The organism is Mycobacterium sp. 1165196.3 (assembly GCF_001673415.1).
Classification (GTDB): Bacteria; Actinomycetota; Actinomycetes; order Mycobacteriales; family Mycobacteriaceae; genus Mycobacterium; species Mycobacterium europaeum_A.
Window position 1 is genome coordinate 14,198 of record NZ_LZLU01000105.1, and the last position, 26,965, is coordinate 41,162.

The window sequence follows — 26,965 nt, forward strand, 5'->3', positions numbered from 1 at the left end:
GGGCTCACCTCACCACGTAGAGCAGCGCAAAGATCAGCACCCACAGGAAATCGATGGTGTGCCAATAGGTTGCGCAGGTTTCGACAAGGTTTTGGTCCCGCCGCGCCGGGCTCAGAAGTTGGTAGACGATGACGCCGAGCACGACGAAGCCGATCAGCAGGTGCACGAAGTGGATGCCGGTGAGGAAGAAATAGAACATGAAGAAGTCGTTGCTGTCGATGCCGTTTCCGGCGTGGACCAGTCGCGCCCACTCGAGCACCTTGAACGACAGGAAGACTGCGCCGAATGCGGCCGTGATGAAGACATCCCGGAGCGCCGGCCGGTAGGCGCCGGCGCGCGCCGACTGCACACACCGCGCCACCGACCATGAGCTGAGCAACAACACCAATGTGTTCAAGACCCCGACGCGCAGGTCGAGCTGAGCCTGTGAATGCAGGAACAGCTCGGGGTTGCGGCCGCGGGAGAACAGGTAGAAGCCGAAATACGCGGTGAACACCAGGGTTTCGAACAGGACGAACGCCCACATGTCGGGCTGGCCCGGCACAGCCCTCGCGCGCGCCGGCTTGCCGGCCAGGCCGGTCACTGCGCCACCGGACCCTTGGCCGGCAGGTCCGGCAGCACGCCGGTCCCGAAGTCTTCGCGGCGGATCATCTGGAACAGCATGACGATGAACGTGACCTGGTAGATGCCGAACACCACCATGTCGAGCCACCACGCGATCTCGCCATCCCACGCGAACACGCCGCGCCGGAAGATCCAGCACGGCGCCACGACCACCTCGGTCAGCGCGTTGCACAGGTTGAGATAGCCGAACCACTTGGGAAATACCCGATTCTTGTCGAGCAGGATCGCCACCATCCAGATGAGCGAGCCGATCAGAAACACCCCCATCGTTCCGTCAAAAGACAGGAACGCGAAGTCATACAGCCAGCCGATCACCCGGGGATCGCGGTCCGGTCGCAGCGTGCCGACGATCAGCGCGATGTTGAGCAGCAGCATGCCGGGTACCGCGCTGAGCGAGTAGATGAGCAGATACGAGTAAGCGAACGCCCGGCTGACCGACATGCGCCGCATCGAATAGGCGATGAGGGCGTTGTTGACCGCGATCATGCCGCTGATGGCGAAGATGACGCCGAAGCCGACGGGTATGCCGAGGCGACGTTCGGCGAACCAGTGGACCTGTGTCGCGAGATCCCAGGTGGGTTCCGGCGGCGGCTGGACCTGCGCCACGATGAAGAACATGGGGAAGAAGAGGCCGTAGAACACCATGAGCACCCCCCACGCCAGCCACAGCTCTCGCTTGGGGTCGCGGCGCAGGTGCCAGCCGATCCGGTGATGCAGCGGGCCCGGGGGCGGCGTGGCCGGGGACGGCGGCGGTGTGATCACCGCGCTCATGCGGTAGCCAATTCCGTTGGGCGATCACGGCTGTCGGCCCGCTCGCGGTAAACGGCTCGACCCAGGACAACACCCATCACGATGATCCACAGGGCAATGGCGGCGTTTTTCACCCAGAACGACAGCAAGCCGTCCCACGCCAGCGGGCCGGTCAACGCCACGCCGACGAAGGACGCCGGCGCCAGCGCGGCCGCCACCAGCAGGTTGAAGTGGGCCACCCAGCGGTTGAACACCGGGCGCGACTTGTCATCGAAATAGATTGCCAGGGCCAGGATTACGCACTGCCCGATGAAGAACGGGACCAGAATGGTGAAGGTGATCCAGCCGAGATCGTTGAGCAGCTGGGTCAACTCGGGGCTGCGCTCCGGTCGAAAGGCGGCCAGCAGCCAGCAGACGTTGGCAACGAGAAACAACGTCGGACCACCGGCCGCGCACCCGAGCATCGCGTAGGAGAAGATCGGCGTCCGATGCGCCATGCGGCGAATCTGCAGCACGATCAGGGCCAGGATCGGCACGAGGCACACGCCGAACCAATTGAACAGGATCATGCTGGAACGGATCTGGGGAATATGCGCCGGATCGCGGTAGAACGCGGCCACCTGTTCGGCCGACATGGTGGGTGACATCGGCGGGTTGAACCCTGGAAACAGGAAGAAGGACGCGATCCACAGGATCAGCGCCGCCGGCAACGTCCAGAGCAGAATCAGCTCGCCATCGGTCCGCCGCGCGGCGGTTCGCACCGATTGGCTACCGCCCCCGTCGTTTCCGCCGACGTCGGACATCGGCACTCCTTCCCCGCACGAAATCGCCGCCGAAACCCGGCTAGTGAGCGAAGCTAGCCGATCGGCTAGCCAGGGTCAATAGCGTCGTCTAGTCTCGGTGCGTGGGAACAGCGCGGCAGCCGGACACCGGTGAGCAATTCTGGCTCATCGAGCACAGTCCTGCCCGGACACGGGTACTCGATGCCGCGCTGGATCTGATCGCCAACCACGGCGTGAGCGGTACGTCACTGCAGATGATCGCCGACGCCGTCGGTATCACGAAAGCTGCTGTCTACCATCAATTCCGGACCAAAGAGCAGATCGTGATCGCCGTGACCGAGCGCGAACTCGGCCGGCTCGAGCCCGCGCTGGAGGCGGCCGAAGCGTACGACGACGGGCCGCAGGCTCGAGATGCGTTGCTGGTGGGCGTGATCGAGATGGCCGTTCGGGACCGCCGGCTGGTGCGCACGCTGCAATTCGATCCCGTCGTCGTCCGGCTGCTGGCCGAGCACAAGCCGTTTCAACATTTCATGGACCGCCTGTATCGGGTGCTGCTGAGCGATGCGGGCCTGGACGGGCGGATCGAGGCCGCCATGTTCTCCGGCGCGCTGAGCACCGCGGTCATGCATCCGTTGGTGGCCGACATCGACGACGAGACCTTGCTCGAACGGGTTACCGATTTGAGCCGGCGCCTGCTCGGTCTGCCTCGACCATCCCGCGACTGACCGCGACGCGGCTACGTGTCGGCGCGGACCCAGCTCGAGATGCCGTCGTGCGCGATACAGATCAGGAACAGACCATCGGGCGCCTGCGCGACGTAGTTCAGATAGTTCGTGCAGTCGGAGTTTTCGTCCTTGACACCCGCCATCGGCGGTGAGCGGAACCATCGCGGCTGGTATCGCCTCGGCGAGCCGCAGAACATCAGCCGGCCCGGCTCCGAGGCGAAGGAGACGTATCCGTCGGCGACACCGAAGGCGTAGTAGGTGGTGTTGTCACACGGTGCGCCGAGAACCTGATGGGGCATGATGCCCGGGGTGCAGGCTGGGTAGTCGCAGACGGTGGGCCCGGCCGAGGCTGGCGGCGCCGCCACCACCCCGGCGCCGAGCAACGCGGCAACCATAGCCACGATTGATCGCACCCGATTACTCTGCCACACCTGAAAAGAAAATTCTCCTGGTTGGAGAAGATCACCTGGGCCGAACGGTGTTCGGCGACGCGCCATGCCGAAACACCGCGGTGGCCGCTCCCCGGCGAGCCGGCATTTCCGCATGTAAGGCCTCAGGTGGGCGGCCGACCGACGACGGCATTGAGCCCGCGCGGCGGTGATAAGCTGCTTCTCCGTGCACGATCCGGAGGGGCCTGACGCCGACCCACGTGAGGACGCGGCGCCAGACGAAGTTGCCCGGGCCGAAGCGCGGGCCGAGGCGGCGCGGGCACGCCTGTCGCAACTGCGCCGGGCCGCCGAAACCGGGGGCGTGGACGACGAGGACGATGCTTCCCAAGACGCCGAGCAGCGCCCCGCGAAGACCCGCAAGCGGCTACGCCTGCGGCGTCCGGGACGGCCTCGGTGGCTGCGGCGTCCCAAGCGGAAAACGGTAGCGGTCGGCGTCGGCTCCGTGCTCTTCTCGGCCTCTGTCGCCGCGACCGGTCACATGCTGTGGCAGCACCACATCGGCGTGCATAATCGCCAACTCGCCGCGGAGTTCAGTGCGGCCGCCCGGCAAGGGATCACGGCTTTCATGTCAATCGACCCCGCTCATGCCAAGGAGGATGTCCAGCGCGCGATCGATGCCTCCACCGGCGACCAGAAGAACCAGCTGGCTGTGCTGTCGACCCTGATCGTCAATAAGGCCGAGGAGACGAAGGTCGGCAGCACGGTCACCGTCGAAGCGGTCGCCGTCCAATCGTTGAGCGACAATTCGGGAGTCGTGCTGGTGGCGGCGAAGACCACTCCCACTGGGCCGGATAACGCCAAACCGCCGCCGGCCTTGTTTCGGCTCAGCGTCAACATGGACCGCGACGGCGGCCAGCTCAAAATGTCGAAAATCGAATTCCTGCGATGACTGTCGAGCATGGCTCGTCGCCGGACGACACCGAAAAGATTGACGGAGTCCAGACTTCATCCGCCGAGGAGAACGACGGGCCGCCCGCTGGCGAGGACCCGGCACGCACGGGCCGGCTGGCGGTGATTCGGCGCCGAGCCCGCCCGTATTTGGCACGGTGGCGTGCGATCGTCGCGACGGCGTTGGTGGTTGCCGCCGTGGGAGTCGCCGCAGGCGTGTACTTCTTCGTGTACCGGCCGGACCAGCAGGTCAATGACGCGGCGGCGGGCCGGGCAATCCGGGCGGCGTCAGACGGTGCGGTGGCGGCGCTGTCGTATTCCTACGACCATTTGAACCGCGATTTCGACAACGCGAAATCACATCTCACCGGCGACTTTCTGGCCTATTACAGCAAATTCGCCGACGAGGTCGTCGCGCCGGTGGCGGAGAAGGGACAATTGACGGCGTCCGCCAAGGTGATTCGGGCCGCGGTCTCGGAATTGCATCCCGATTCGGCAGTCGTGCTGATTTTCGTCGACCAGACGACGGCAAGCGTGCACAAGAAGGATCCCGAGAAAACGCAGAGCAGCGTCCTTGTCACGCTGAAAAAAGTCAATGGGTCCTGGCTGATTGCAAAATTCGACCCGTCCGGATAAGCGGGGTAGATCTTGTCCCAACCGTTACCTGGCAGGCCGAAGCGGTGTAACGTCATCGGTCGAGAACGCCGCAACCGACGGCGAAAAGGCGCCTATAGGCACTCTCGGATTACGCGCTTCGAGGAGCACCTGATGCGTTCAGTCAAAACACTCACCACCGCAACGCTGGTTGCTGCCACCGCATTCGGCGGTTTGAGCGCTGCGCCCACTGCCCAGGCGATAACCAAGGAAGACGTGGCCCTCAACGGAACCTACCGCGCCACGTCCATCGGCGATTGGGCCCAGCGAAATGACCAGTACTTCGGCGAACCGACGGTCTACCAGGTATGGACCATCAGCTCGACGTGTGACTCGACCTTGGAATGCCATGGCACGGTGACGAGCGACCAGGGATGGACCGCGCCCCTATATATGAAAGATGGGGAGATGTGGAAGGTGAGGCGCGAAGTTCCGAACTGGGAGCGGTGCGAGGACGGTACGGCGTTCCCCGGGCAGCAGCAATACTTCTTCTTCCCGGTCAATGACAATGGTGGATTCCAGATCGGCTCGCGGGTCCTCTCGGGCAAGGACAAGACGGTCGGTCCGAGCGGTGCGTGCGGGCAAAACAATTGGCTCGATATCACGATGCCGTTGCGGTTAGACCAGCTCTCCTGACCGGCCGGGCGTAGCTTCGTCGCCTCGCCCCCTGGGCCGCTTCGGCTGGCGAATTCAGGTGGGCAGCATGTCCTTCCACGTCTTGGGCGCTTTCGGAGCGACGAGATCCGACTGCTGATACAACTTCCCGTCCGGACCGACGTAACGACCGGTGTGCGGATCGTACTTTGCCACCACGACCGAGGGCGCGGGCTTAGATGCGTTGGCTCCGAACGAGCTTGGCGCGGCCTGGGGTCCGCCGCCGCCAGCCGTGTCGGCCGGTGCGGGATCGGCCGGTGCAGAGTCGGCCGGCGCGGGACCGGGAGCAACGAGCGGGGCTAACGGCAGTGCCGGCGGCGCGGCCGGCGGCGGGGGAAGTTCTCCCGCCGCAGGGACGTCGAGTGGCGCAATGGGCGGAAGGTCCGCCGACATTCGCGACATCGGCGCCAGCGCTGGTCCCGACGACGGCAACGGGGGGACGGCGGCCCCCACCGTGCCCGGCGGCGGATTTTCTCCCCGCGGCCCCGCAGGGGCACCGCGCGGCACCGCCCCCGGCGGCAGCGGCGTTCCCTCGACCGGTCCGAAGATCCTGTCATTGGTGGTGATTCGGTCATCGGGCGGCACACCCTGGGCGATCAGGTTGGGATCCAGCGGGTAGGGACCGAGGGTGTGCTGGCGCATCGCCAGCGGCATGTACGGCTTGTCGCTGTTGCAGATTTCGACGGTCGGGGCGCGCTTACCCGGGTGACCCATGCAGGGATAGTTGCGGGCACCGCGCACCGCGATCGGTGAATCCTGCGGCAGTTTGCAATACAACCCGTCCGGTGTGTCGATGTCGGTCAGATCGTCCGGGGACCGCCAGGTGTTGGGTGGCATGAAGCCGACCGTACAAATAGGTGGGTCGTCGACCGTGGCCGCGAAGTCGCCGTAAGCCCTACCGTCCGGGTGGTTTTCACCCTGAGCGGCCTGCTCGATGGCAACGCCCGACGGCAGCAGGACCAGCAGCTGCTCGATGGAAGGGTGATAGGTGACGCCGATCTGCCCGATGGTGGTCAGGTTGGCAAGCAGCACCGGCAGCGTCGGTTTGATCTGTTCGAGAAGCCGCGACGCTTCATTCGCGGCGTCAGGGCCCTTCTCCAGGATGGTGCGGAAGTGAGAATCGTTGTTCACCAACGTATCCGAGATGCCGGCGAAGCTGTGCGCCCACGTTCGGATCGAATCGGTGGTTCGCGCCTGGGTGTCCAGCAGCGGTCCGGTGTCCTCGGTGAGGGCTCGGGTGCGGTCGACGACCCCGTTGGCGTCGCGGGACAGCGTCTTCGAGGAATCGATCAGTGACCCCAGGTCGTAACCGGAACCGTTGAAGCCCTGAAAGGACTCGTCCAGCAATTGGCCGAGCTTGGTCTTCGGGATGCTTTGGACCAACGCGTTGACCTGCTCGAGCATCGGGCCGACCGGCTGCGGAATTGTCGTGTCGCGCACGGCGATAACCGACCCGTCGTGCAGATATGGCGGCGAATTCGTCTTGGGCCGTAGGTCCACGTACTGCTCACCCACGGCGGAGACACTGAGCACCTGCGCGGTCAGGTCCGACGGGACCTTGGGTGAAGTGCTAAGCGACAGCGTCGCTTTCGCGCCGGTCGGCGTCAAACCCACCGAGGTGACCTTGCCGAGCTGAACCCCGCGGTAGGTCACATTGGAAAACCGGTACAGGCCGCCGGTGGCCGGTAGCTCCAGCGTCACCGTCATCCGGCCGATGCCCAGCAGTGTCGGCGCTTGGATGTAGAACAGGACCATCGAGATCACGCCGATGGTTCCGGCGATCACGAACACCGCCAGCTGGATCCGAACGAAGCGCGTCAGCATCTATCCACCCGCTCCCGTTCCGGGCGCCTCCGCGGGCACCGGCGATTGACCAAGACCCGCGTCGGGCACCGGCGGCGGCCCGGGCAGCGGGCCCGCGTTCGGCGGCGGCCCGGGCAGCGGGCCCGCGTTCGGCGGCGGCCCGGGCAGCGGGCCGTAAGCCGACGACGGTCCGGGCACCGCACCCGGCGGTGGTGGCGGCAACGGCAATGCGTTGGGATCGATCCACGGCGGCCTCAGCGGGTTATGCAACGGATCGAGTGTGTAATTCAAGCGATACGGGTCCCCGGGCACCGGTGGTACGGGCATATCCAGCTGCCCCCAGTGGGTTCCCAGGAACAATCCCTTCTTGAGCCGCGGGATCGTGAGGTCGAAATCGAAATGCAGGTTGAAGAAGTCACCTCGGACCGCGCGGTCGACGAAGTTCTGGGTGAACGGGAACACGAACGATGCCGCGATGGCCGCGCCGAAGTCCGGTCCGACGTCGGCGAGCGCCTTGATGGTCGGCTCCAGGTTTTTGAGGTTCGTGACCAGGTCGGCCTGGGAGTCGTTGATCAGCCGGGTGGCGGTGTTGCTGAACACGCGAAGATGATCCAGGGCGGCCGTCAGGCGCGGCCGCTCCTTGATCAACACCTCCAGCGCCGGCGGTATCTTGCGCAGCGCGTCGGTGACCACGTCGCGTTGGTCGGCGAAGGTGGCGGCCAGCCGATTCAACGCCTGGATGGAGGCGACGAGGTTGTCGCGCTGGTCGTCCAGCGTGCCCACGAACGTGTCCAGGCGGGTGATCAGATCGCGCACCGCGCCCTCGCGCCCGGACAGGGCGGCAGAGAAATTGTGGATGACCTCGCCGATCTGTCCCAATCCGCCGCCGTTGACGACCGCGCCCAACGACGACAGCGTCTGCTCCGTCGACGGGTAGGCCGACGACCGGCTGAGTGGGATGGTGGCGCCGGGCTGCAGCCGTCCGCTGCCCTGCTGACCGAGCGGTGTGTTGAGCTCCACATGCATCGAGCCCAGCAGGCTGGTCTGACCGACGGTGGCTACCACGTTGGCGGGGACCACGACATCGCGCTTGACCGAGATCTCGACGTCGGCGTGCCAGCCTTGCACCCGCATCGTGCCGACGCTGCCGACGACGACGTCATCGATCATCACGGGCGAATTCGATTCCATCGTCCCGACATTCGGAAGTTCGACGTGGTAGATGTTGGCTCCGGGACCGCGTCCGACCGCACCGGGCAGCGGTAGCGAATTCAGGCCGTGGAATGCGCAACCCGTCGTCGTCAACGCCACGCAACAGCCGACGGTGAACACCCGCCGAGCGACCACTCGAGCGATCATTGTTGTGGCCCCTCGTCTGGGAGCAGCATGCCCGACACGGTCGGCGCCGGTGGTGGCGGCACCGGTGTCGACGGCGGCGGTGGCAGCGGCATCGCCGCGCCCGGTATCCGCTCCGGCGGCACCGCCCCCGGCGGTCCCACCGGATCACCCGGCAGGCCGGTATAGGCCGACACCTCAGGCGGGATCTCGGGCGGTCCGGGTTTCGGGCCCTCGCCGCCGGGCGCCAAGCGCGGTTCGGTGTAGAGAACCCTGGCCGGGTCGACCGACTTCGATATGAACGGGTTGATGGGAATTGGCGAATTGTTCCAGCTCGTCTGCCGCAGCCCCGGCCCCAGGAACAGGGAGCACAGCTTGCCCGATTCGACCGCGGTGATGTTCTCGATGGCACCGATCTGCGTGCAGCCCGGAGTGGACAGCAGAACCTGACCGCCCCACGTGGGATTCGACATATTCATCAGCCCGAACCCGCCGACGATGGTTCCGGTGTCCGCGTTGTAGTCGTTGAAGAAGTTGCCGAACGCGTTCGGCGCGCCGTGCAGAATGTTTTCCAGGGCCATGTGGTGATCGACCAGGTTCTGCGTGACATCGGCCAACCGGGCGATCTGCTCGCTGGTCTGGTTGCGCGTCCCGGCGATGAAACGCCGCACCTCGCCGACCGCCGTCGACAGATCGGTCAGCGCCGCATCCAGATCGGATTTGCTGTCGTTGACCACGCTGGTGAGCGTTGCGAGGCGACCGTTGAACTGCTCGATCTGCACGTTGCTGTCGCGCAGCGCGCCGACGAAGGTCTGCAGGTTCTTGATGATGTCGACGATGTTGCCGCTGCCGTTGGCGAGGATCCGGCCCACCCCGGACAGTTGAGCGAGCGTTTGCCGCAGCTTGTCGCCGTTGCCGTCGAGCGCGTCGGCGGCACTGTCGATGAACCGGCCCACCGATGTGCCCGAGACCCCGCTCTTGGGTCCCAAATCCGTTGCCAGGCGCATCAACTGGGTTTTGACTTCATCCCACTCGACCGGCACCGCGGTCCGTTCGACGGGGATGACCGCCCCGTCGCGCATGACCGGCCCACTGTCGCGATATGCCGGCGAGAGCTGGACGTAGCGAGCTGCCACCAGATTCGGCGCGACGATCACCGCCTTGGCGTCCGCCGGAATGGGCACGCCGCGGTCGACCTTGAGGACCATCTTGGCCTGGGTGCCCTGCGGCTGAATGGATTTGATGTTGCCGACCTTGACACCGGACACCCGCACCTCGTCATGGGGATAGATCGCGGTGGCGGTGGTGAAATACGCGGTGATCGTGCGTGGCCCGAAGAACGTGTTCCGGACGACCATGGCGGCGCCGGCAATGATCAGCCCGACCAGGACGGCCGCCGTCACGGCCGCCAGCCGCTTGCGCGGAATCCGGGAGATCCGGGAGCTCACTGTGATCCTCCGATCCGTCCGCCCAACGTGCAGCCAGGGCACTGTGGAATGAGGTTGTACGGCCAGGGGGTCAGGGCCCGAGGTACCGGTGACGGGAAGCCGGGGCCCTTGGAGGTATCGAAGGTGCGGAATCCCCAGAGGTAGTCGAACAACTCCTGGAAGAGTTGCGGAACAAGGAAGTTCGGGGCGAACGCCTGGTAGGCGTACATACCGGAGATTGCCTCGCCGACTGTGATCTGGAATTTGGCGAGGCCCGGCAGCGCTTTGCCGATGTTGTCGCGGTTCTTCTCCAGGACGCCGGTCACCCGGTTCAGCCGCTCCAGAGTAGGTGCGAGTGTGGCTTCGTTGTCGTGCACCAACCCCGTGAGCTGCTTGGCCACCACCGAGGTGTTGGCCAGCAGGTCGACGATCTCTTGCCGGCGTGCGACCAGCACTTGGAGCAGGGAATCGGAGTTGAGGATGAGCTTGTTGACCTGCATGCTGCGTTCCGAAAGTATCCCGGTGACGTCGCCAGCGCTCTTGAACAACTCGCCCAGGTTCTTGTTGCGGCTGTTGAGGGTTCGCGATAGCCGGGTGAGCGCGTCGAAGGCCGGCCCCATCTGGGGTGCGATCTGGTCGAGCGTCGCCGCCAGCGTGTCCAGCGACTGATTCAGCGCGGTGGTGTTGGTGCCGGCCGTGTCCGACGTCAGGTCACTGACCGCTTCGCTCAGCGAATAGGGAGAAGACGTGCGCGAGACGGGGATCAGCGTCATCGGGTGCATCGTGCCGCTGCCGGCGGACTCCACCGTCAGCATTCGCTCGCCCAGCAGCGTGCCGGTGCGGATGTGCGCGGAAGTCTCGGAGCCGAGCAGGATGTTGCCCTTCATCGCGAACGTCACCAGAGCGTCGCCATGGCTGAGCTTCACATCCGAGACGGAGCCGACCTTCATGCCCGACACGATCACGGGGTTGCCTACCGCCAGGCCGCCGGCTTCGGTGAACAGCGCCTGGTAGCGCACCATCGTCGCCCATTGGATGAATCGGTCGGGCGACAGTCCGACCAGGATGACCATCACCGCCAGGACGACGCCGATGAGTCCGGGCTTGACGAGCCCAGCTCCGCGATACTTGAGCATTAGGGTTCCGTGCACCTTCCTGCATCTGACCTGAAGATGTTGGCGCGCACGGTCTTACCTGAAAGATCCGTGCCGCGGAGCCCGAACTGGCAGAGGTAGTACGGGATGGTGGCGCCGTTCACGCCGAGCCGGACGAGCTTTCGGTAGTTCTGCGGTGCCTTCGCGATCGCGGCGTCGAGGCGGTCCCTGTCGCCATCGAGGATCGGCGCCAGCCGGTTCAACTGGGCGATGGTGCCCGACAGCGGCGGGCGGGCCTCGGCCAGCAGATCCGCCAGCGAGGCTGTCCCCTTGTCCAGGGCGTCAATTGCGGACCCGATCGTGTCCCGGTCACCCGACAGGCCGCTGACAAGCTGCTCGAGGCGATCGATCGCGCCGGAGAACTGCTTGCCGTCCTTGGCAACCGTGCCGATCACGATGTTGAGGTTGTCGATCAGTTGCTGCACGGTTTGGTCGTTGTCGGCCAGGGCATTTGAAAACGAGGTCGTTTTGGAGAACAGCGACTCGAGTGTTCCGCCCTGACCCTGGAAGACCTGCAACAACCCAGACGTCAGCTCGTTGACATCGCGCGCATTCAGGCCCTGCGTAACGGGTTTCAGCCCGCCGAGCAGCAGATCGAGGTCGAGCGCTGGAGCGGTGCGGCTGACCGGAATCTGACCCCCTGCCGGCAGCCGCTTGGGCGAGCCGGGACCGTCGACGAGTTCGAGGTAGCGATCACCCACCAGGTTGAGGTAGCGGACCGCCGCCCTGCTGCCCTCGGTGAGGACGACGTTGCGGTCGGCGTCGAACTTCACCACAACCTTCTTGTCCGGCTGCAGCGACACACTGTTGACGGTGCCCACCCGGATCCCGGCGACCCGCACCGATTGGCCCGGCTTGAGACGCGAGACGTCGGTGAACACCGCCGAATACTCGGTCACAGAACCCGTCCGGTACTGGCCGAAGATGAAGAACAGGAAGGCGGTAAGCATCGCCATCACGACCGCAAAGATCGTGAACTTGATCAGCGTTGCGCGCGTTCTCATCCGGGCTGTCCGATCTGCGCGGAGTTACGTGGCGGTCCGGCGATCGGCCCGTACAACAGCTGCTTGAGGAGATCGGAGTTGATCAACAGCTGCGGGTTTCCGTAGTTCACGGGATTCGCGCCGGTATCGGCAATCAGCTGCGGTGGGGCCGTGTTGAACGGCAGCTTCGGCAAACCGACGCACTGCGGGCCGCCCGTCGCCGCAACCTTGGGCAGGTTCGTCGGATAGCGGTAACGCTCGGCGCCCCACGTGAGGCTCGCCGAGATGTTGATGCTCGGTTCCGACAACGGCGCCCCATGCGATATCTGTACGAGCCCCGCGAAAGCGCAGTTGAGCGCCGGAGCGTACTCATTGGTCAGATCGGTCGTCGGCACCAGCAGATGCAAGACATTTGTCAGCGGTTGGCGGTTCGTCGACAACACGTCATTGCCGATGTCGGCCAAGCCGATCGCGCTGATCAGCAACGCATCCAGGTTGTGCTGTTCATCGACAAGTGTCTTGCTGATCCGGGTCGCATTGGCGGCGGTCTTAATGAGGTCGGGTGCCGCGTCGGCATAGGCGTTGGACACCGCCGGCAAGACAGCGAGGTCGTGCCGGAACGCGGGCAGGCTCGGCTCCAGCCTGGCCAGGAACGAATCCAGGTCGCTCAGCGACTGGCCAAGCTGTGGACCCCGCCCGCTGAACGCCTGTGCCAGCGCACCAAGCGACTCGTTGAGCTTGGGCGGGTCGATGTGGCTCAGCACCGACACCAATTGCTGGAATACGGTGTTGATTTCGACCATGACGTGCTGGCCCCGCAGCGTCTGGCCGCTGCGTAGCCGTTGGGCCGAGGGCTGGTCGGGCGGGACCAGCTCGACGGACTTCGCGCCGAATACCGTCGACGAGGCGATATTGACGAGCACGTTGCCGGGGATGAAGTGCATCTGCGACGGGTCCATCGCCAAGTGAATGGCGGCCTCACCGTTGGGCAGCGGCTGGATTGAGGACACCTTGCCCACCTGCACGCCGCGCATCTTGACCTTGGCGTCGGGGTTCATGACCAGGCCGGCTCGTTGCGAGATGACCGTCACCGGCACGGTGGTGGTGAAGGAGCCCTGAAACAGACCCACCGCGACGGCGAAGATCAGACCGATGATGAGGACGGTGGCCAGTCCGAGCAAGGGTGGCAGGTAGTTGCGCCCGGCCGGCGGCCGCGCATGGCCGGTGCGCGCCGGTCGCCCCCCGACCGCGCCGCGACCGGCCGGAACATTCTGCGTCATTGCTGTTTCACCTCCTCTGCTAACCGGACAGGTTGAAGTTGCCGTTCGTACCGTAGATAGAAAGCGAGACCAACAGGGTCACCGAAACCACGACGATGAGCGAGGTGCGCACCGCGTTGCCGGTCGCGTTGCCGACGCCGGCCGGTCCCCCCGAGGCGAAATAGCCGTAGTAGGTGTGGATCAGCAGGATGGTGAGCGCCATCAGAATCGCCTGCAGGAACGACCACAACAAGTCGATCGGATTCAGGAACGTGTTGAAGTAGTGCTGATACAAACCCTGCGACTGTCCCAGTAGGAACGTGGTGGTGAACTGGCTGGCCACGAACGACAGGATGACGGCGATGCTGTACAGCGGCGTGATCGCCATCATTCCCGCCAGGATCCTGGTGCTGACCAGGTAGGCGACCGGCCGAATGGCCATGCTCTCCAAGGCATCCACTTCTTCGTTGATCCGCATGGCACCCAGCTGAGCGGTCACGCCGGCGCCGAAGGTGGCCGCCAGACCGATCCCGGCGACCACCGGTGCCGCGATGCGCACGTTGATGAACGCGGCCAGAAAGCCCGTCAGCGCCTCGATGCCGATATTGCCCAGCGAGGTGTACCCCTGGATGGCTAGGGTGCCGCCCGCCGCCAGCGTCAAGAAGCCGACGATCACCACGGTTCCGCCGATCATCGCCAAAGTGCCCGCGCCCATGCTGATCTCGGCGACCAGTCGAATGACTTCGCGCGTGTAGTGGGTGGCAGCGAAGGGCACCCCGGCGAGCGCCTTGCCATAGAACAGGGTGTGATCGCCGATCCGCCCCATCAGGGCGACCGGCCTCTCGAGTTGACGGGTCAGACGCGGATATGCGGCCCTCAGTGCCATGGCAGCCCTACTTCGCCGTCATCTTGATGCCGATCGCGGTGACCACCACGTTGACGACGAACAGCGACATGAAGGCGTAGACGACGGTTTCGTTCACCGCGTTGCCAACGGCCTTGGCGCCACCGCCGGTGATCGACAGGCCCCGGTAGCAGGCGACCAGGCCGGCGATGAGGCCGAAAAGCGCTGCCTTGACGCACGAAATGATCACCTCGGGAACACCGGTGAGCAACGTGATGCCCGCGGCGAACGCGCCGGGGTTGACGTCTTGGACAAATACCGAAAAGACGTAACCGCCAAGGACGCCGATGATGACCACCAGGCTGTTGAGCAGGAAGGCGACCAATCCCGATGCCAGCATGCGCGGTGTGACCAGACGTTGCACCGGGTTGATGCCCAGCACCTCCATCGCGTCGATTTCCTCGCGGATCGTCCGCGCCCCCAGATCCGCGCACATTGCCGTAGCGCCGGCACCCGCAACGATCAAAACCGTGACCAGCGGGCCGAGCTGGGTGACAGCACCGAACGCGGCGCCCGCACCGGAGAGATCCGCCGCGCCCAGTTCGCGCAAAAGGATGTTGAGCGTGAAGCTGACCAGGACGGTGAACGGGATGGCGACCAACAAGGTGGGAGCCAGCGACACCCGCGCGACAAACCAGGACTGCTCCAAGAACTCCCGCCACTGGAAGGGCCGGCGGAACAGGTACTTGACCGCGTCGGCGGACATCGCGAACAGGGCGCCGACGGCGTGCATGGGCCCGGTGAAGTCGAATTTCAGTTTCAGCTGCGGTAATCCCGCTGACCAGTGGTCGGCGCCCTTAGTTGCCATCGGCGTCAGGCCCTTTCCACGCTACGAGACCGGCAGTCTTGTTCTGGCGCAACGGCTGCGGTAAGTTCAGCAGAATTGACGGCCGTAAACGCCCGCTGACGAGGGCGAAATGCTCAGCGGGCAGCCAATTTCCGGCATCGACCTTGGAAGTGACAGCCGCGACCTCGCTCACGCCAGACCTCCGTTCTGTTGCGTGAGTTGGCGCTGCAAAACGAGGGGCCCCACGTCTTGAAGCGTCCGGCGATTATGACTCATGCCGCGTCCGGGCGGAGCGAAAAATGCATAACCGTTATCGCGCATTCCGCGATTGGTGCACGGGCGCAAGGCGACTGCGTCCCAACGCAAGCGACGGTCGGCTCAAGCATGTCGCTGCTGACTCCAGTCCAAATAGTGCTCACGTGACGGCGCCGGCCGTCTTGAGTTCGATGATGCGGTCCCAGTCGAGGCCGAGCTCCATCAGGATCTCGTCGGTCTGCTCTGCGAATCCGGGGGCTGGCCCGGTCTGTGGCGCTGCGACGTCGAACTGTACCGGGTTGGCCACCAGCTCGAGTTCGCCCGCCCGCACCAGGTACTCGTTCGAGCGGATCTGCGCATCCTCGGCCGCTTGCAGGGTGTCCTGCACGGGCGCCCACGGCCCGGAGAGCGTGGCGAAGCGCTCGCTCCACTCGGCCAGCGTGCGGCCGGCGATGGCCTTGGTCAGCAGCTCGACCGCGTCCGCGGTGTTGGCGGCGATGTTCTCCACGGTGTCGAAGCGCGGATCATCGGCCAACTCGGGCAGGTCGACGTGGCGGCACACGTCGGCCCAGAACTTGGTGGGCTGCATCATCACGAAGGAGATGTAGCGGCCGTCGGATGTCGTGTACAAACCCACCAGCGGGTTGTTGGGCGCGCCGTGCACGCCCGGCGGCGGCGATTCCAGCCGCTGGTTCAGATGCTTTGTCAGCGCGACCGTGTGCCCCAGCGACCACAGCCCGCTGCCCAGCAACGACACGTCGACCACCGACGGTTCGCCGGTGCGCTCGCGCTTGAGCAGCGCCGCCGCGATGCCGCCGGCCAGGTTGGTACCCGAGATGGTGTCGCCGTACGCCGGTCCGGGCGGCGCGATCATGCCCGGCATGCCGGCCGGAGTGATGGTGGCGGCCGTACCGGCCCGGCACCAGAAGGCGGTCATGTCGTAGCCGCCTTTGGTCGACTCTTCGCCGCGCGGGCCGAGCGCACTGCCGCGCGCGTAGACGATCTTCGGGTTCACCGCCCGGATGTCATCGACGTCGATGCCGAACTTGCGCCGGTGGTCGGGCAGGAAGCTGGTGAGGAACACATCCGAGCGGCGGGCCAGCTCATAGAGCACCTCCTTACCCTCGGGCACCGACATGTCCAGCCCGATGCTGCGCTTGCCGCGGTTGGCGTGCTCGATGTTGGGGTTGGGATCGCCCTCGACGCGCAGCATCCCGGTCTGTCGCAGTCCACGTTGCGGATCACCGGTCACCGCGTGCTCGACCTTGACCACGTCGGCACCCCATTCGGCGAGCACCGCACCCGCCGAGGGCACGAACCCATACATAGCGACTTCGAGGACGCGGATGCCTTCGAGCGGCCTCATGCGCCGGCTCCTTTCGCTGAGACGGCGGGCACGGCGAAGGTCTTGCGCTCGAGGAACTCCTCGAGCCCGGCGACGCCCATCTCCCGGCCCACGCCCGACTGCTTGAAACCCCCGAACGGGCTATCCGCGCCGAAATAGTTGCCGCCGTTGATGGAGAAGGATCCGGTCCGGATCCGGCGCGCCACGGCCAGCGCGCGGTCCTGATCGCGGCTGAACACCGCGCCCGCGAGCCCGTAGATCGAGTTGTTGGCGATGCGCACGGCGTCATCGTCATCGTCGAACGCGATCACCACGAGCACCGGCCCGAAGATCTCGTCCTGGGCGACCTCGCTGTCGGGATCGACGTTGGTCAGCAGCGTCGGCGCATAGAAGTAGCCCGGGTCGAGTCGCTTGCCCCCGGTGACCAGGGTCGCCCCGGCGGCCACGGCGCGCTGCACCATGCCGTCGACCTTGTCCCGCTGTTGCTCGTTGATCAGCGGTCCCATATAGGTTTTGGGATCGGCCGGGTCGCCGTGGCGCACCTTGGCGAAGTTCTGCGCGATCAGTTCGACGATTTCGTCGTGGTGCGACCTGGGCACCAACAGCCGGGACGTGAGCGCACAGCCCTGGCCCGCATGGGTGACCATGCTGAACGCCGCGAACAGGGCCGCGTTGGCGAAGTCGGCGTCATCGAGAATGATCGCCGCCGACTTGCCGCCCAGCTCCAGAAAGACCCGCTTCACGGTGTCGCTCGCCGCGGCCATGATCTTGCGCCCGACCGCAGTCGACCCGGTGAAGGTGATGACGTCGACGTCCGGGCTGGTGGTCAGGGCTACCCCGGGAGCCGGGTCCGACGAGCTCAGCACGTTCACGACCCCGGCCGGAATGTCGGTGTGATTGGCGATCAGCTCGCCGAGCGCCAGCGTGACCAGCGGTGTGTCCGGGGCGCCCTTGAGCACCACCGTGCATCCGGCGGCCAGCGCCGGGGCGAGCTTCGCCAGCGCGAGCTGGTTGGGGTAGTTGTAAGCGATGATGGCGCCGACCACCCCGGCGGCTTCCTTTTCCACCCAGCGGTGGTGGAACATGCCTCGCGATTCTTTTTCGCCCAGGTCCTCGGTGAACTGATAGGTGCGCAGCAGGTCCGCGTAGAAGCGCACGATGCCAATCGGCTCGTCGAGCTGAGCGCCCTGGGTCAGCGCGCGGGTGGCGCCCACTTCGGCGATGGTGAGGTCGCGCAACTCCTCGGCGTGGTCGACGAGCGCCTGGTGCAACTGGTCGAGGCAGCGGATCCGCAACTCGACGTCGGTGGGCCAGCTGGTCTCGTCGAACGCCCGCCGGGCGGCCGCGATCGCCGCTTGAGCTTCCTCGCCACCGGCGTCCGGCGCATGCCCGATCACAGCACCCGTTGCGGGGTTGATCGAGGGGAACGTCCTGTCGGCGCTGACCAGCCGGCCATCGATCAACAGACGGCGGTCGACGTGGGACTCAGGCGCGGCATCCGCGACGGTCACTGTGGTTCCAGTGGCGGGCTCTGCCGTGTCCTGGGCAGGCATTCCGTACCCCCTAGTGTGGTGGCGATCACGATAATTTCATTCTCTTCCCCGGCGAATCTTACATTCGACTTTCGATAATTCAAGAAAGTCTCAGGAATGAGATCGGGGGTGCTGACCAGGGCCGCAACCGGCCGTACACTGCCGGCCAGGGTCTTTCCCGCAGGCCGGACGCGGTGTTAGGCGCATGTTGCACGGCGCTCCGCGCGGAGAGTAGGGTTCTCATAATTGTAAGGGAGATTCTTTGTGACTGAAATGGCCCCCTCCGGAGCAGAGGCCTCTACATGAAGACTGCGGTAGTCACCGGCGGCGGATCCGGCATCGGCCTCGCCGTCGCGCAACGCCTGCGGGCCGACGGTTTGAACGTTGCCTCCATCGACCTGCGGCCGTCCGAAGCCGATTTCGCCTTCACCGCCGACGTCACCGATCGCTCGCAAGTGGACGCGGCGCTGGCGGCCGTCCGCGCGCAACTCGGGCCGGTGACGGTTCTGGTCAACGCCGCCGGCCTCGACGGGTTCAAGAAGTTCAACAACATCACCTTCGAGGATTGGCAGCGGGTGATCGACGTCAACCTCAACGGCGTCTTCCACACCGTCCAGGCGGTGCTCCCCGACATGGTCGAGGCGGGATGGGGACGCATCGTCAACATCTCGTCGTCGAGCACGCATTCCGGTGCGCCCTACATGAGTCATTACGTGGCGGCCAAGTCGGCGGTCAACGGCCTGACGAAGTCGCTCGCACTCGAGTACGGGCCCAAGGGCATCACGGTCAACGCGGTGCCGCCCGGCTTCATCGACACCCCGATGCTGCGCGCCGCCGAGAAGAACGGATTCCTCGGTGACATCGACGAGACCATCGCGCGGACGCCGGTGCGCCGGATGGGCACGCCGCAAGACATCGCGGCGGCGTGCGCGTTCCTGGTGTCCGAGGAGGCCGGCTACATCACCGGTCAGATCTTGGGCGTCAACGGCGGTCGCAACACCTGAGCGGTGGCGATTCGTCGGCGGCGCCCGGTAACCAGTGTGAGAGGAGACAACCCGTGAAGGTCTGGGTGGATTCACAGCGGTGCCAGGGCCACACCCTGTGCGCCATGATCGCGCCGGAATCGTTTCAGCTCAGCGACATCGACGGCAGCTCGTCGGCGGTCGACGAGGTGGTGCCCACCGACCGCGAGGACCAGGTCCGTGAGGCCGCGCAGTCCTGTCCGGAGCAGGCCATCATGATCACCGACGACGCCTGAGCCGCTATCGGATCCGTAGCTACGGCAAACACATAGGGAGACAGAGCTTTGAGCGTCGACGACGTCGTCAATGACAGCGACCGCAAGAAGAACCGGTACCACTTCGACCGGCATTCCGCGGAATACCGGTCGAAGTTCAAAGCGATCACCGAAGAGATGCACGCCAAGTGCCCGATGGCCTGGACGGATACCTATGGCGGCCACTGGGTTGCGGCCGGCAGCCACGAGGTGTTCGAGCTGGCCCGCTGCCCCGCCGTCTCCAACGATCACGACATCCACGGCGAACGCCGCGGCTACAAAGGCATTTCGATCCCCACGGCCAGCCGGGTCAGCGCGGTGCGCGGCGGGATCCTGGAGATGGACGACCCCGAGCACCGCATCTACCGAACCGTGCTCAACCCGTACCTGTCGCCCGCGGCGATCAAGCGCTGGGAACCGTTCATCGACGACGTGACGCGCGCCTGCCTGGACGAGAAGATCGAAAGTGGCCGCATCGACTTCGTAGACGACCTGGCCAACATCGTGCCCGCCGTCTTCACGCTGGCGATGCTGGGCATCCCGCTGAAGAAGTGGAACCTGTACAGCGAGCCGGTTCATGCCGCGGTGTACACGCCCGAACACTCCCCCGACATCGAGCGTGTCACCGCGATGCACCGCGAGATGGGCCTCGACATGGTCAACAATATGATCGAGATCCGCGCGAACCCGCGGCCCGGAATCGTCAACGGCCTACTCCAGATGCGCATCGACGGTGAGCCGGCCCCGGAGCTGGAAATCTTGGGGAACCTCGGCCTGGTCATCGGCGGGGGCTTCGACACCACGACCGCGCTGACCGCCCACTCGCTGGAATGGCTTTCGGAACACCCGGAGCAACGACAGCTGCTCAGCGACGAGCGCAAGACCCTGCTCGACCCCGCGACCGAGGAGTTCTTGCGCTACTTCACCCCGGCGCCCGGAGATGGCCGGACCTTCTCCGAGGACACCGAGCTCGACGGCACCCAGTTCAAAGAGGGTGAGCGGCTGTGGATTTCGTGGGCGATGGCCAACCGCGACCCCTCGGTGTTCCACGACCCGGACCAGATCATCCTCGACCGTAAAGGTAACCGGCACTTCAGCTTCGGGCTGGGCGTGCACCGCTGCATCGGCTCGAACGTGGCGCGCACCGTGTTCAAATCCATGCTCACCGCGGTCCTCGACCGGATGCCCGACTACAAATGCGATCCGGAGGGCACCGTTCACTACGAGACCATCGGCGTCATCCAGGGCATGCGCAAGCTGCCGGCCACCTTCACGCCCGGCCGCAAGATCGGGGCCGGCCTCGACGAAACACTGGAGAAGCTTCAGCGCATCTGCGACGAACAGGAACTCGCCCGGCCGATCACCGAACGCAAGGAAGTCGCGGTCATCGACTGAGCCGTTCAGAATTTCGCGAGTCGGCCTGTTCAGCGTGACCGCGTCTTATATTTGAGCCAAACGCGTGCGCAGAGAGGGAGACGCATCGGTGAAGACTTTCGCAATGAGCCTTGCGCTTGCCATGGCCGCGCTGACTCTCACGCCGAGCGCCCACGCGGACATGCTGTATTCCAATTACCGGGTGGACACGAACCGGGATCCCGGCCACAGCTGGATCTGGTCGATCAACCCGTGCGTTAATTCAGCGCCTGGATGCCTGCAGGTGTACGCAACGCCGCAGCCCAACGGGCAGGCGGCGCCCTGGCGAGGAGAGGCCCATCTGACCGATGGCCGCTATGTCATGGCCGCTGACGACCCCTTCGGTGTGCGTTGCGTGGTCCAGTTCTTTCCCTCGCATGACGTCTACTCGTGGGATCCGGTGACGCTGGCGGGTCAGGTCGACTCGACGTTCGACACCGGCTGCGGCGGCGGACCGGGGGGCGCCAACAGCTGGCCGTTCTCGCTCGTGCGATGGTAGCCGCGTGAGAGATACAGGAGTCGGTCGATCATGACGGCGACGGGCAGCAGGCACGATGGCTGACGAGAAGAAGGCGCCGGTGGATTCGGCCACCTCGAAAGCCGACGTGCAGGCGTTGCTCGAGGAGGCCGAGGCCGAGGCCGCCGAAGCCGAGGCGCTGGCCGCCGCGGCCCGCGCCCGCGCTCGCGCCGCCCGCCTCCGGCGCGAAGCGCTGGCCCAGACCGAGACCGAGACAGCGACCGCGGCCACAACCGAGCCCGAGACCGCCCAAGAGGCGCCGGCCGCCGAAGAGGACGGAACCGACACCGCCGAGCCGGAGACCGACGACGACGTCACCGAAACCGTCGAGGCAACCGGCACCGAAGCAGCCGAGAACGAGGGCGAAGCCTCCGACGAAACCGCCGAAGGGACAGAAGCGCAAGCCAAGTCGGCCCGCTCTCGGCGGCGTCTGCGGCTGCCCTCGTGGTCCGTGGTGTGGAAGGCGGCGGTCATCCTGCTCATCTGCGCCTTCCTCGGCGCCAGCGGATACATGGTGTGGAACCACAATGAAACGATCGAGCGCAACCACCGCGCCGCGAACATTCTCGCGGGAGCCCGACAAGGTGTCGTCAACCTGACTTCCATGGACTTCAACAAGGCCAAGGAGGACGTCCAACGGGTGATCGACAGCTCGACCGGCCCGTTCCGGGACGACTTCCAAGCGCGCGCAAAGGATTTCACGACCGTCGTCGAACAGTCCAAAGTGGTCACGCAGGGAAGCGTGAACGCGGCGGCCGTGCAAACCATCAACGGGGATTTTGCGTTGGTTCTCGTCGCGGCCACCTCGCACGTCACCAACGCCGCGGGCGCCAAGGACGCACCACGCAATTGGCGGCTGAAGGTGACCGTGAAAAACGACGGCGGGCAATACAAGATGTCCAACGTGGAGTTCATTCCGTGAGCGAGGACCAGCCCGGCATCGACACGGCCGTCGACACTGCCGACGACTCTGTCGACCACGACTCTGTCGACCAAACCGACCGCGACGAAAGTAGCGCTCCACCTGCGCGGCGCAGGGTGAAAGTCGTTCCCGTGATTCTGATTGTGCTGCTGCTGCTTTCCGGCGGCACGGCGACCTGGCTGTACTTCAAGCAGTACCGGCCCGACAAACAGACCGACGCCAGCGTCGCGAGCGCGGTCGCCAATGCGGCGTCCGACGGAACCGTCGCGTTGCTGTCGTACTCGCCGGAGTCACTCGACAAGGACTTCGCCAACGCCAAGACCCACCTGTCCGGGGACTTCTTGTCGTACTACAACCAGTTCACCGAACAGATCGTCGCGCCGGCAGCCAAGCAGAAGTCGCTGAAAACCAACGCCCGGGTGTTGGGGGCCGCGGTTCAGGAATTGCACCCGAATTCGGCGGTCGTGCTGGTGCTGGTCGACCAGAGCACCACGAGCAAGGACACTCCCGACCCCGCGATGGCTTCCAGCAGCGTGCTGGTGAGTTTGACCCGAGTCAACGGCGCCTGGCTGATCACCAAGTTCGATCCGGTCTAGGCCGTTTCAGCTAGTTCGACCGTTGCGTGTGAACCCATGGCTTTCACTGTGAGCTGAGGGCGCCGACACGCCGGCGGCGGCCGCCATGGAATCACACTCGACGCCGTGGATTCACACTCGACGCAGCGAACCTGCGCCGCCGGGCTCCGGCCGCCAGGACTGTGCCCAAGGATTCACCAAGGATCCGCCGAGGCCGGCAGTCGATCCTTTTCTCATGCCGCTCAATCGCCGGCACCCGGGAGGAGGAATCGCCATGTCGCTACTGGGCAACCACATATCTCTGATGCACGGTTGGGTCCCGATCACGGCCCAGATCGTCACCCCGCTCACCCTGGCGGTTGCCGCCGGCTGGCGATCGCGTCGTTGGCGCCTGCTCTGGCTGCCCGCCGCTGCCGTCGCCGGGGTCGGCACGGCGCTCGGGGCGCGCCGCTGCATCAGCGCGGCGGCACCGGACGCGCTATACGTCTGGATCGCGTTGGTCGGCGTGGCCATGGCGGTGCTGATCCTGGGCTGGCGCGGTGCGCGGTGGTGGCGGCGCGGACTATCCATCCTGGCCGTGCCGCTGTGCCTGCTCTGCTCGCTGCTCGTGCTCAACCAATGGGTCGGTTACTTCCAGACCGTCCAGAGCGCGTGGAATCAGTTCACCTCGGTTCCGCTGCCCGACCAGGTCGACAAGGCCACGGTCACCACGCTGGCGGCGAAGGGCTCCAAGCCGCCGCACGGCAGCCTGGTGCCGGTCGTGATCCCCGAAGACGCTTCGCAATTCAAGCACCGTGAGGAACTTGTCTACCTGCCGCCGGCCTGGTTCGCCAGCTACCCGCCGCCGCAGTTGCCGACGGTGATGATGATCGGCGGCATGGTCAACACGCCCGCCGACTGGGTGCGCGTCGGCGGCGCCGTGGACGCCGTCGACGCCTTCGCGGCCGCGCACGGCGGCAACGCGCCGGTTTTGGTGTTCGTCGACCCGGGCGGCGCGTTCGACAACGACACCGAATGCGTCAACGGAAGCCACGGCAACGCGGCCGATCACCTGACCAAAGACGTTGTGCCCTACCTGGTCTCGAACTTCGGTGTCAGCCCCGACCCGTCCCGCTGGGGTGTCGTCGGCTGGTCGATGGGCGGAACCTGCGCGGTGGACCTGACCGTCATGCACCCCAACATGTTCAGCTCGTTCGTCGACATCGAGGGCGACCTGACCCCCAACACCGGGACCAAGGAGCAAACCATCGCCAACCTGTTCGACGGCGATGCCGACGCGTGGGCGAGATTCGACCCGACCACGGTGATCAACCGCCACGGACGCTACACCGGGGTATCCGGTTGGTTCGCCATCTCGTCGGGTGATTCACCGCGCCGCGACGTCACCACCGTGGACACCGCCGCAATGGCCGTCGCCGGTCGCGCCGCCGCCGCCGACCCGGGCAACCAGGCCGCGGCCGCCTCGTCCCTGTGCGGGCTGGGCCGAGCCAACGGCATCGACTGCGCGGTGGTGGCCCAGACCGGAAAGCACGACTGGCCGACCGCCGGCATGGCGTTCTCCACCGCGCTGCCGTGGCTGGCCGGCCAGCTGCACACCCCGGGTGTGAGTCGGATCGCCTTGCCCAGCAACGGCTCTCAGCAAGCCCTATGACCGCGCTAGCCGCGCGGCAGGCCGAGTACCCGCTGGGCGATGATGTTGCGCTGGATCTCCGACGTGCCGCCGGCGATGGTCCCGGAGAAGCTGCGGGCGTAGCGCTCGAACCAGCTGGCGAAGTAGTGGTCGAGGTTCATGTGCGCGTACGGGCCCGTCAGGCCCGGGTGCACCAGTCCGTCGGATCCCGCGGACGTCAGCGCCAGTTCCATGCCACGCAACTCAGCCTCGGAGCCGAGCAGCTTGAGCACCGAGATCGCGGCCACATCATCTTCGCCACGCGCGGCGCGCGCCAGAGCCGCCGAACCCAGCAGCCGTAGGGCCTGCTTGTCCATGATGGTGCTGGCGTATTGGTCACGCTCGACGTCGGTGCTCGGATGGAAATCGTCGATCATGTTCTCCAGGCGATCGGCGAAACCCAGCCACATCATCGTGCGTTCATGGCCCAGCGAGCCGTTGGCCACCCGCCACCCCTGGTCGAGCTCCCCGACCAGGTTCTCGGCCGGCACCCGAACGTCGGTGAAGAACACCTCGTTGAAATCGAGATCGTCGGCACCGCAGATCGACGGGAACGGCCGGCGCACCAGCCCCGGGGTATCGGTGGGGATGATGAGCGCGCTGATTCCCTTGTGCTTCGGCACATCCGGATTGGTCCGCACGAACGTCAGCAGGATGTCGGCGTCGTGGGCCCCCGAGGTCCACACCTTCTGGCCATTGACCACGAAGTGACCGCCGTCCAGCACCGCGCGAGTGCGCAGCGACGCCAGGTCGGAACCCGCGCTCGGTTCGCTCATGCCGAGCGAAGCGGTGATCTCGGCCCGCAAAATCGGCACCGCCCAACGCCGCTTCTGCTCGTCGCTGCCGAACGACAACAGCGATGCCCCAACAATATTCACGCCCTGCGGGTTGAAGCTGTGGTAGATCCGCCGGCGGCTCAGTTCCTCGAGATAGACGAACTGCTGAATGACCGTGGCGTTGCGCCCGCCGAATTCCGGCGGCTGGCTGGGCAGCAGCCAGCCGTTGTCGAACAACAGCCGCTGCCAGTCGCGGGCCCACTGCGGCATGTGTGAGACCGACCGGGGGCGTTCGAGCGTTTCGCTTGCGGGAGGCAGGTTTTCGTCCAGGAACGCCGAGAACTCCGCCCGGAACTCCTCGACGTCGGAATCAAAAGTCAGCTGCACGGTATTCCTCCGCGATCCGCGCCCGGTGCTCCGCCGCGCCGCCGAGCATCAACTCGCCCGCCTTGGCTCGTTTCAGCGCGAACTGCAGGTCGTTCTCCCACGTGAATCCCATTGCGCCATGCAGCTGTAGGCCGTGCCGGAACACCAGCGACTGGCATTCGCCGGCCGACGCCTTGGCCATCGCGGCCGCCAGCCGGCGGCGCGGATCGTCGGCCGCGATCGTCAACGCGGCGAAGTAGGCCAGCGCGCGCGCCCGTTGCACGGCGACGTGCATGTCGGCGGCCTTGTGCTGCACGGCCTGGAACGAGCCGATCGCCACGCCGAACTGCTGGCGGCTACTCACGTGCTCGAGCACCAGGTCGAGGATGCGTTGGCAGGCGCCCACCATCGTGATCGCCATGCCGGTCAACGCGAAATGGTGAGCGCGTTCCGCGTCGACGGTCAGCCGGTCACTGTCGGGCACCCGAACCTCGGCGAACGACAGGTCGGCGACGTGCAGTACCGGATCGAACACCGCCGCGCGCCGGGCCGACACCTGACCGGACGCGACCAGGAACACCCCGGCGTCGGTCACCACCGCCAGCCGATCCGCGCGATCTCCGTCGAGCACGTGCCGCGCGGTGCCTTCCAGGACCCAACCCTCGGCGTCGCGGTGCGCGGCGACCCCGCTATAGACGGCGGTGCCCGACTGGTGTGGGTCGAAGCGGTCCGCGGCGAGCGGCGCGAACTGGCTCATCGTCGCCAGGTAAGGGGTGGGGTCGGTGGCGTGGCCGAGCTGCTCGAGCACGATGGCCAACTCGACGGCGCTGTCCGCATCGCTGAGCTCGGTCCAGCCCTGGTCAACATACGATTTCCACAACGGGCTCGGGTCGACGCCCTCTTCGGCCACGCTGCGCACCAACGACGGCGGGCACTGCTTCGCGACGGCGTCGCGCACCGTGTCCTGCCACAGTCGCTGGTCAGCATCGAACTCCAACAGCATCCGCGCCGCCTCTCGTCGTGACTGTCACGGCGAGAATACCATTCTCGGTTGCGGAAGTAATAATCTCTGAATCCGGGCATGGGGTATCAAACAGGCCATCCCGCCGCGCGCCCGGTTCGCCGGGCCAATGGCTTCGAG

The 26,965-nt window shown here is 65.7% G+C and carries 28 protein-coding genes; 11 read left to right on the forward strand and 17 right to left on the reverse strand.

Going from position 1 to position 26,965, the window contains the following annotated elements; all coding sequences use genetic code 11:
* Window positions 1–4 precede the first annotated feature (4 nt).
* The 3 genes from A5659_RS10980 to A5659_RS10990 are packed head-to-tail and all read right to left on the reverse strand — an operon-like array spanning window position 5 to window position 2,177.
* On the reverse strand, window positions 5–583 hold the full coding sequence (locus A5659_RS10980) for a cytochrome c oxidase subunit 3 family protein (protein ID WP_066864279.1): 579 nt from the start codon (window positions 581–583) through the stop codon (window positions 5–7).
* Complete coding sequence (locus tag A5659_RS10985; protein ID WP_066864282.1) at window positions 580–1,395, reverse strand: hypothetical protein; 816 nt, start codon at window positions 1,393–1,395, stop codon at window positions 580–582. Before A5659_RS10985 ends, A5659_RS10980 begins: the two co-directional genes overlap by 4 nt.
* Entirely contained in the window at window positions 1,392–2,177 is a 786-nt protein-coding gene (locus A5659_RS10990) for a hypothetical protein (RefSeq protein ID WP_067181004.1), read from the reverse strand. Before A5659_RS10990 ends, A5659_RS10985 begins: the two co-directional genes overlap by 4 nt.
* 101 nt (window positions 2,178–2,278) lie before the next feature.
* Here A5659_RS10990 and A5659_RS10995 point away from each other — a divergent pair, with 101 nt between their 5' ends.
* Window positions 2,279–2,881: a TetR/AcrR family transcriptional regulator gene (locus tag A5659_RS10995; protein ID WP_066864287.1), complete on the forward strand. Its 603-nt coding sequence runs from the start codon at window positions 2,279–2,281 to the stop codon at window positions 2,879–2,881.
* Window positions 2,882–2,892: 11 nt separating this feature from the next.
* Here A5659_RS10995 and A5659_RS11000 read toward each other — a convergent pair whose 3' ends face one another.
* Entirely contained in the window at window positions 2,893–3,276 is a 384-nt protein-coding gene (locus A5659_RS11000; RefSeq protein ID WP_197497979.1) for a hypothetical protein, read from the reverse strand.
* A gap of 220 nt (window positions 3,277–3,496) precedes the next feature.
* Here A5659_RS11000 and A5659_RS11005 point away from each other — a divergent pair, with 220 nt between their 5' ends.
* The 3 genes from A5659_RS11005 (at window position 3,497) to A5659_RS11015 (ending at window position 5,508) form a co-directional block, all read left to right on the forward strand.
* On the forward strand, window positions 3,497–4,219 hold the full coding sequence (locus A5659_RS11005) for a hypothetical protein (RefSeq protein ID WP_067181007.1): 723 nt from the start codon (window positions 3,497–3,499) through the stop codon (window positions 4,217–4,219).
* Window positions 4,216–4,854: a hypothetical protein gene (locus A5659_RS11010; RefSeq protein WP_066864296.1), complete on the forward strand. Its 639-nt coding sequence runs from the start codon at window positions 4,216–4,218 to the stop codon at window positions 4,852–4,854. Before A5659_RS11005 ends, A5659_RS11010 begins: the two co-directional genes overlap by 4 nt.
* 132 nt (window positions 4,855–4,986) lie before the next feature.
* A complete protein-coding gene (locus A5659_RS11015; RefSeq protein ID WP_066864299.1) occupies window positions 4,987–5,508 on the forward strand; it encodes a hypothetical protein in 522 nt (173 codons plus the stop codon).
* 54 nt (window positions 5,509–5,562) lie between these two features.
* Here the strand turns inward: A5659_RS11015 and A5659_RS11020 are convergent, their stop codons facing one another.
* From A5659_RS11020 to A5659_RS11065, 11 genes are all read right to left on the reverse strand, one after another.
* Window positions 5,563–7,350 (reverse strand): MCE family protein, encoded by a 1,788-nt coding sequence (locus A5659_RS11020; protein WP_066864303.1) that lies wholly within the window; start codon window positions 7,348–7,350, stop codon window positions 5,563–5,565.
* Entirely contained in the window at window positions 7,351–8,688 is a 1,338-nt protein-coding gene (locus A5659_RS11025; RefSeq protein ID WP_067181010.1) for an MCE family protein, read from the reverse strand. It lies immediately after the preceding gene.
* The gene (locus tag A5659_RS11030; RefSeq protein WP_067139888.1) at window positions 8,685–10,112 is read right to left on the reverse strand and encodes an MCE family protein; all 1,428 of its coding nucleotides are present in this window, start codon (window positions 10,110–10,112) and stop codon (window positions 8,685–8,687) included. The genes A5659_RS11025 and A5659_RS11030 overlap by 4 nt, the downstream gene beginning before the upstream one ends.
* Window positions 10,109–11,227 carry an MCE family protein gene (locus A5659_RS11035; protein WP_066864312.1) on the reverse strand — a complete coding sequence of 373 codons (1,119 nt, stop codon included), beginning with the start codon at window positions 11,225–11,227 and terminating at the stop codon, window positions 10,109–10,111. Before A5659_RS11035 ends, A5659_RS11030 begins: the two co-directional genes overlap by 4 nt.
* Entirely contained in the window at window positions 11,227–12,249 is a 1,023-nt protein-coding gene (locus A5659_RS11040; protein ID WP_066864316.1) for an MCE family protein, read from the reverse strand. Before A5659_RS11040 ends, A5659_RS11035 begins: the two co-directional genes overlap by 1 nt.
* Window positions 12,246–13,508 carry an MCE family protein gene (locus A5659_RS11045; RefSeq protein WP_066880503.1) on the reverse strand — a complete coding sequence of 421 codons (1,263 nt, stop codon included), beginning with the start codon at window positions 13,506–13,508 and terminating at the stop codon, window positions 12,246–12,248. Before A5659_RS11045 ends, A5659_RS11040 begins: the two co-directional genes overlap by 4 nt.
* A gap of 19 nt (window positions 13,509–13,527) precedes the next feature.
* Window positions 13,528–14,373, reverse strand: a complete 846-nt coding sequence (locus A5659_RS11050) for an ABC transporter permease (RefSeq protein ID WP_066864323.1) — start codon at window positions 14,371–14,373, stop codon at window positions 13,528–13,530.
* A 7-nt stretch (window positions 14,374–14,380) separates the two neighbouring features.
* On the reverse strand, window positions 14,381–15,199 hold the full coding sequence (locus A5659_RS11055; RefSeq protein ID WP_066864326.1) for an ABC transporter permease: 819 nt from the start codon (window positions 15,197–15,199) through the stop codon (window positions 14,381–14,383).
* Complete coding sequence (locus tag A5659_RS27685; RefSeq protein WP_156748926.1) at window positions 15,189–15,371, reverse strand: hypothetical protein; 183 nt, start codon at window positions 15,369–15,371, stop codon at window positions 15,189–15,191. The genes A5659_RS11055 and A5659_RS27685 overlap by 11 nt, the downstream gene beginning before the upstream one ends.
* A 222-nt stretch (window positions 15,372–15,593) precedes the next feature.
* Window positions 15,594–16,799 (reverse strand): CaiB/BaiF CoA-transferase family protein, encoded by a 1,206-nt coding sequence (locus A5659_RS11060; RefSeq protein WP_066864329.1) that lies wholly within the window; start codon window positions 16,797–16,799, stop codon window positions 15,594–15,596.
* Window positions 16,796–18,331, reverse strand: coding sequence for an aldehyde dehydrogenase family protein (locus A5659_RS11065; protein ID WP_066864332.1), 1,536 nt, complete (start codon window positions 18,329–18,331; stop codon window positions 16,796–16,798). Before A5659_RS11065 ends, A5659_RS11060 begins: the two co-directional genes overlap by 4 nt.
* 281 nt (window positions 18,332–18,612) lie before the next feature.
* Here A5659_RS11065 and A5659_RS11070 point away from each other — a divergent pair, with 281 nt between their 5' ends.
* The 7 genes from A5659_RS11070 (at window position 18,613) to A5659_RS11100 (ending at window position 24,664) form a co-directional block, all read left to right on the forward strand.
* The gene (locus A5659_RS11070; protein ID WP_066864335.1) at window positions 18,613–19,314 is read left to right on the forward strand and encodes an SDR family NAD(P)-dependent oxidoreductase; all 702 of its coding nucleotides are present in this window, start codon (window positions 18,613–18,615) and stop codon (window positions 19,312–19,314) included.
* A 53-nt stretch (window positions 19,315–19,367) separates the two neighbouring features.
* On the forward strand, window positions 19,368–19,568 hold the full coding sequence (locus tag A5659_RS11075; protein WP_066864338.1) for a ferredoxin: 201 nt from the start codon (window positions 19,368–19,370) through the stop codon (window positions 19,566–19,568).
* A 48-nt stretch (window positions 19,569–19,616) separates the two neighbouring features.
* Window positions 19,617–20,981, forward strand: a complete 1,365-nt coding sequence (locus A5659_RS11080) for a cytochrome P450 (RefSeq protein ID WP_067142768.1) — start codon at window positions 19,617–19,619, stop codon at window positions 20,979–20,981.
* Between the two features lie 103 nt (window positions 20,982–21,084).
* Window positions 21,085–21,498 (forward strand): hypothetical protein, encoded by a 414-nt coding sequence (locus A5659_RS11085; protein ID WP_231997805.1) that lies wholly within the window; start codon window positions 21,085–21,087, stop codon window positions 21,496–21,498.
* 55 nt (window positions 21,499–21,553) lie between these two features.
* Window positions 21,554–22,438, forward strand: coding sequence for a hypothetical protein (locus A5659_RS11090; protein WP_067142770.1), 885 nt, complete (start codon window positions 21,554–21,556; stop codon window positions 22,436–22,438).
* A 17-nt stretch (window positions 22,439–22,455) separates the two neighbouring features.
* On the forward strand, window positions 22,456–23,034 hold the full coding sequence (locus A5659_RS11095) for a hypothetical protein (protein WP_369829371.1): 579 nt from the start codon (window positions 22,456–22,458) through the stop codon (window positions 23,032–23,034).
* Window positions 23,035–23,248: 214 nt separating this feature from the next.
* Window positions 23,249–24,664 (forward strand): alpha/beta hydrolase, encoded by a 1,416-nt coding sequence (locus A5659_RS11100; RefSeq protein WP_369829369.1) that lies wholly within the window; start codon window positions 23,249–23,251, stop codon window positions 24,662–24,664.
* A 5-nt stretch (window positions 24,665–24,669) separates the two neighbouring features.
* Here the strand turns inward: A5659_RS11100 and A5659_RS11105 are convergent, their stop codons facing one another.
* Both A5659_RS11105 and A5659_RS11110 read right to left on the reverse strand, forming a co-directional pair.
* On the reverse strand, window positions 24,670–25,845 hold the full coding sequence (locus A5659_RS11105; protein ID WP_066880492.1) for an acyl-CoA dehydrogenase family protein: 1,176 nt from the start codon (window positions 25,843–25,845) through the stop codon (window positions 24,670–24,672).
* Window positions 25,829–26,827 (reverse strand): acyl-CoA dehydrogenase family protein, encoded by a 999-nt coding sequence (locus A5659_RS11110; protein ID WP_066864359.1) that lies wholly within the window; start codon window positions 26,825–26,827, stop codon window positions 25,829–25,831. The genes A5659_RS11105 and A5659_RS11110 overlap by 17 nt, the downstream gene beginning before the upstream one ends.
* Window positions 26,828–26,965 lie beyond the last annotated feature (138 nt).

Coding starts and splice junctions, on each gene's coding strand:
- A5659_RS10985 (WP_066864282.1), bottom strand. CDS start 1,395: ATGAGCGCGGTGATCACACCGCCGCCGTCCCCGGCCACGCCGCCCCCG.
- A5659_RS10990 (WP_067181004.1), bottom strand. CDS start 2,177: ATGTCCGACGTCGGCGGAAACGACGGGGGCGGTAGCCAATCGGTGCGA.
- A5659_RS11000 (WP_197497979.1), bottom strand. CDS start 3,276: ATGGTTGCCGCGTTGCTCGGCGCCGGGGTGGTGGCGGCGCCGCCAGCC.
- A5659_RS11010 (WP_066864296.1), top strand. CDS start 4,216: ATGACTGTCGAGCATGGCTCGTCGCCGGACGACACCGAAAAGATTGAC.
- A5659_RS11015 (WP_066864299.1), top strand. CDS start 4,987: ATGCGTTCAGTCAAAACACTCACCACCGCAACGCTGGTTGCTGCCACC.
- A5659_RS11020 (WP_066864303.1), bottom strand. CDS start 7,350: ATGCTGACGCGCTTCGTTCGGATCCAGCTGGCGGTGTTCGTGATCGCC.
- A5659_RS11025 (WP_067181010.1), bottom strand. CDS start 8,688: ATGATCGCTCGAGTGGTCGCTCGGCGGGTGTTCACCGTCGGCTGTTGC.
- A5659_RS11035 (WP_066864312.1), bottom strand. CDS start 11,227: ATGCTCAAGTATCGCGGAGCTGGGCTCGTCAAGCCCGGACTCATCGGC.
- A5659_RS11040 (WP_066864316.1), bottom strand. CDS start 12,249: ATGAGAACGCGCGCAACGCTGATCAAGTTCACGATCTTTGCGGTCGTG.
- A5659_RS11045 (WP_066880503.1), bottom strand. CDS start 13,508: ATGACGCAGAATGTTCCGGCCGGTCGCGGCGCGGTCGGGGGGCGACCG.
- A5659_RS11050 (WP_066864323.1), bottom strand. CDS start 14,373: ATGGCACTGAGGGCCGCATATCCGCGTCTGACCCGTCAACTCGAGAGG.
- A5659_RS11055 (WP_066864326.1), bottom strand. CDS start 15,199: ATGGCAACTAAGGGCGCCGACCACTGGTCAGCGGGATTACCGCAGCTG.
- A5659_RS11060 (WP_066864329.1), bottom strand. CDS start 16,799: ATGAGGCCGCTCGAAGGCATCCGCGTCCTCGAAGTCGCTATGTATGGG.
- A5659_RS11065 (WP_066864332.1), bottom strand. CDS start 18,331: ATGCCTGCCCAGGACACGGCAGAGCCCGCCACTGGAACCACAGTGACC.
- A5659_RS11070 (WP_066864335.1), top strand. CDS start 18,613: ATGAAGACTGCGGTAGTCACCGGCGGCGGATCCGGCATCGGCCTCGCC.
- A5659_RS11085 (WP_231997805.1), top strand. CDS start 21,085: ATGAGCCTTGCGCTTGCCATGGCCGCGCTGACTCTCACGCCGAGCGCC.
- A5659_RS11090 (WP_067142770.1), top strand. CDS start 21,554: ATGGCTGACGAGAAGAAGGCGCCGGTGGATTCGGCCACCTCGAAAGCC.
- A5659_RS11100 (WP_369829369.1), top strand. CDS start 23,249: ATGCCGCTCAATCGCCGGCACCCGGGAGGAGGAATCGCCATGTCGCTA.
- A5659_RS11110 (WP_066864359.1), bottom strand. CDS start 26,827: ATGCTGTTGGAGTTCGATGCTGACCAGCGACTGTGGCAGGACACGGTG.